The sequence below is a fragment of the Micromonospora sp. NPDC049799 genome, from assembly GCF_040656655.1.
Taxonomy (GTDB): domain Bacteria; phylum Actinomycetota; class Actinomycetes; order Mycobacteriales; family Micromonosporaceae; genus Micromonospora.
Genome location: NZ_JBFAMU010000656.1, coordinates 1 through 2,347, shown reverse-complemented (window position 1 = coordinate 2,347; position 2,347 = coordinate 1). Strand labels below are relative to the sequence as shown.

Annotated in this window: 3 protein-coding genes and 1 pseudogene; all 4 read left to right on the top strand. The window is 72.7% G+C overall.

From position 1 onward, the window contains the following. Nucleotides 1-96: 96 nt before the first annotated feature. Nucleotides 97-513: pseudogene (locus AB0I76_RS27840) on the top strand (ATP-binding cassette domain-containing protein); the annotation flags it as partial. A 2-nt stretch (nucleotides 514-515) separates the two neighbouring features. Beyond that, nucleotides 516-1,388 (top strand): metal ABC transporter permease, encoded by an 873-nt coding sequence (locus AB0I76_RS27835; protein ID WP_357041485.1) that lies wholly within the window; start codon nucleotides 516-518, stop codon nucleotides 1,386-1,388. 37 nt (nucleotides 1,389-1,425) lie between these two features. Next, nucleotides 1,426-1,740: a metalloregulator ArsR/SmtB family transcription factor gene (locus tag AB0I76_RS27830; RefSeq protein WP_357041482.1), complete on the top strand. Its 315-nt coding sequence runs from the start codon at nucleotides 1,426-1,428 to the stop codon at nucleotides 1,738-1,740. 100 nt (nucleotides 1,741-1,840) lie between these two features. Then, nucleotides 1,841-2,347 (top strand): hypothetical protein (locus AB0I76_RS27825; protein WP_357041479.1); only part of this gene is annotated, 507 nt, incomplete at its 3' end.

Genomic DNA, 2,347 nt, shown 5'->3' with positions numbered 1-2,347 from the left:
CCTCGCCACGGCCCCCGATGACGAGCCGGGCCGCGAGGTCGAAGACCTCTCGCGACCGGCTGCGTCATGGTCAGTCTGCCTCCGGCGAGTTGACCCGCCGACCGCGACGCCGTCGACGCGGCGCTGCGTGCCGTGGGCCTGGCCGACCGCGACCGCGATCCGGTCGCCACCCTTTCCGGTGGGCAGCAGCAGCGCACCCTGATCGCCCGCGCGCTGGCCGGCCGGCCGGAGCTGCTCGTCCTCGACGAACCGACCGCCGGGGTGGACGCGGAGAGCCAGGAGGCGTTCGCCGGTGCGCTGCGCGAGTTCGTCGGCGGTGGGGGCACGGTCCTGCTGGTGGCCCACGAGCTGGGCCCGCTGCGACCGCTGATCAGTCGCGCGGTGGTCGTGCACGCCGGTGGAATCGTCCACGACGGCGCGGTCCCCGAGCCTGCCGGCCACCACGCCGAGCCCGACCACGACCATGTGCACCCGCACGGCCCCGACGAGCCCGCCGGGCTGTGGAGCAGCTGACCATGGAACTCTTCCAGTACCCCTACATGCAGCGTGCCCTGATCGCCGCGCTGGTCATCGGCCTGGCCGCCCCGGCCCTCGGCATCTACCTGGTGCAGCGAAGGCTGGCGCTGATCGGCGACGGGATCGGCCATGTCGCGCTGACCGGCGTCGGCGCCGGCCTGCTGCTCAAGCAGTCGCCGGTGCTGGTGGCGGTGATCGTGGCGAGCCTCGGCGCGATCACCATCGAGCTGGTCCGCGCCCGGGGTCGGACCTCCGGTGACCTGGCGCTCGCGTTGCTGTTCTACGGCGGTATCGCCGGCGGCGTCATGCTGGTCGGGCTCTCCGACAGCACCAGCGCCAACCTCACCGCGTACCTCTTCGGGTCGCTGATCACCATCCAGACCGCCGACCTGGTCACGATCGTGGTGCTCGGTGTGGTGATCCTGGTGACGATGCTGGCGCTGCGCCCGGCGCTCTTCGCGGTCTGCCACGACGAGGAGTACGCGCGGGTCTCAGGCCTGCCGGTGCGGACGCTCAACCTGCTGCTCGCGGTCGCCACGGCGGTCACCGTCACCATCGCCATGCAGGCGGTCGGCGTGCTGCTCATCAGCGCCCTGATGGTGGTGCCGGTCGCGGCCTCCCAGCAGGTGACCCGGGGTTTCCGCAGCACCATGACCGCCGCGATGACGCTGGGCCTGTTCGCCGCCGCCTCCGGCATCTGGGTCGCCGCCACCGCCGACACCGCCCCGGGCGCATCGGTGGTGCTGATGGCGATCGCCTCGTTCGGGGTCGTCGCGATCGCCGCGGCGGTCTGGCGGGGGCTGCGTCGCCGGACCGTCCCGGCTGCCGCGCCGGTCCCCGAGCCGCACGAGGTCGTCCTGCACCGATCCTGATCAGCGCGTTGCCCGCGGCATTGGTTACCGTTACAGGGTGAGCAGCGGGTCAGGCTACGACGCGTTCGAGGGCGCCAGCGAGTTGCTGCGTGCGCTCTCGGCACCGATCCGGCTGGCCATCGTCAGCGAGCTGGCCGACGGGGAGCGCTGCGTCCACGAACTGGTCGACAAGCTGGGGGCGCCCCAGCCGCTGGTCTCCCAGCACCTGCGGGTGCTGCGTGGTGCCGGCGTGGTGCGCGGTTCCCGGCGGGGCCGGGAGATCGCGTACGCCCTGGTCGACGAGCACGTCGCGCACATCGTGGCCGACGCCGTCGACCACGCCGGGGAGGGCTCCCCCGGCATCGCGGTGTAAGGAAGGGCCCCCTCTTAACGCCTGGCGTGGTAAATAGGCCCCTTCCTGACATGCGTGCGTGGGGTGCCCCGCACCGCACCGCCGTGACACGCTGTCCGGCGTGAAGATCTACGCCGATCGCTTCCCGACCGCCGTCCGACAGATGATCACCGACCTGCTCGTCGTCGCCTGGGTGTACGCGGCGGTGCGCGGCGCGCTGTGGCTGCACGACCTGGTGCAGAAGCTCGCCGTACCCGGACAGAAGCTGGAGGGCGCCGGGAGCGGCCTGGCCGACAACCTGGGCGAGGCCGGCGGCAAGGTCGGCCGGGTGCCGCTGGTGGGCGACGAGCTGACCGCGCCGTTCGAGCGGGCCGCCGACGCGGCCCGCTCCCTGGCCGACGCGGGCCGGGACCAGCAGGAACTGGTCGACCAGCTCGCCCTCGCCCTGGCCGGCACGTTCCTCGTGTTCCCCCTCGGCCTGGTCCTGTTCGTCTGGTTGCCGCTGCGGCTGCGCTGGATGCGCCGCGCCGGGCCCATCACCAAGGTCTACTCGCTCCCGCGATCACCGTCAATGGCCGTCACCGGTCGTCCCCCACGGAGGAGTTCCCATGCGCCGACACGCCGTCCT

What these genes read in the sequence shown, in the direction of transcription:
- AB0I76_RS27835 (WP_357041485.1), top strand. Translation starts at nt 516, where the DNA reads ATGGAACTCTTCCAGTACCCCTACATGCAGCGTGCCCTGATCGCCGCG.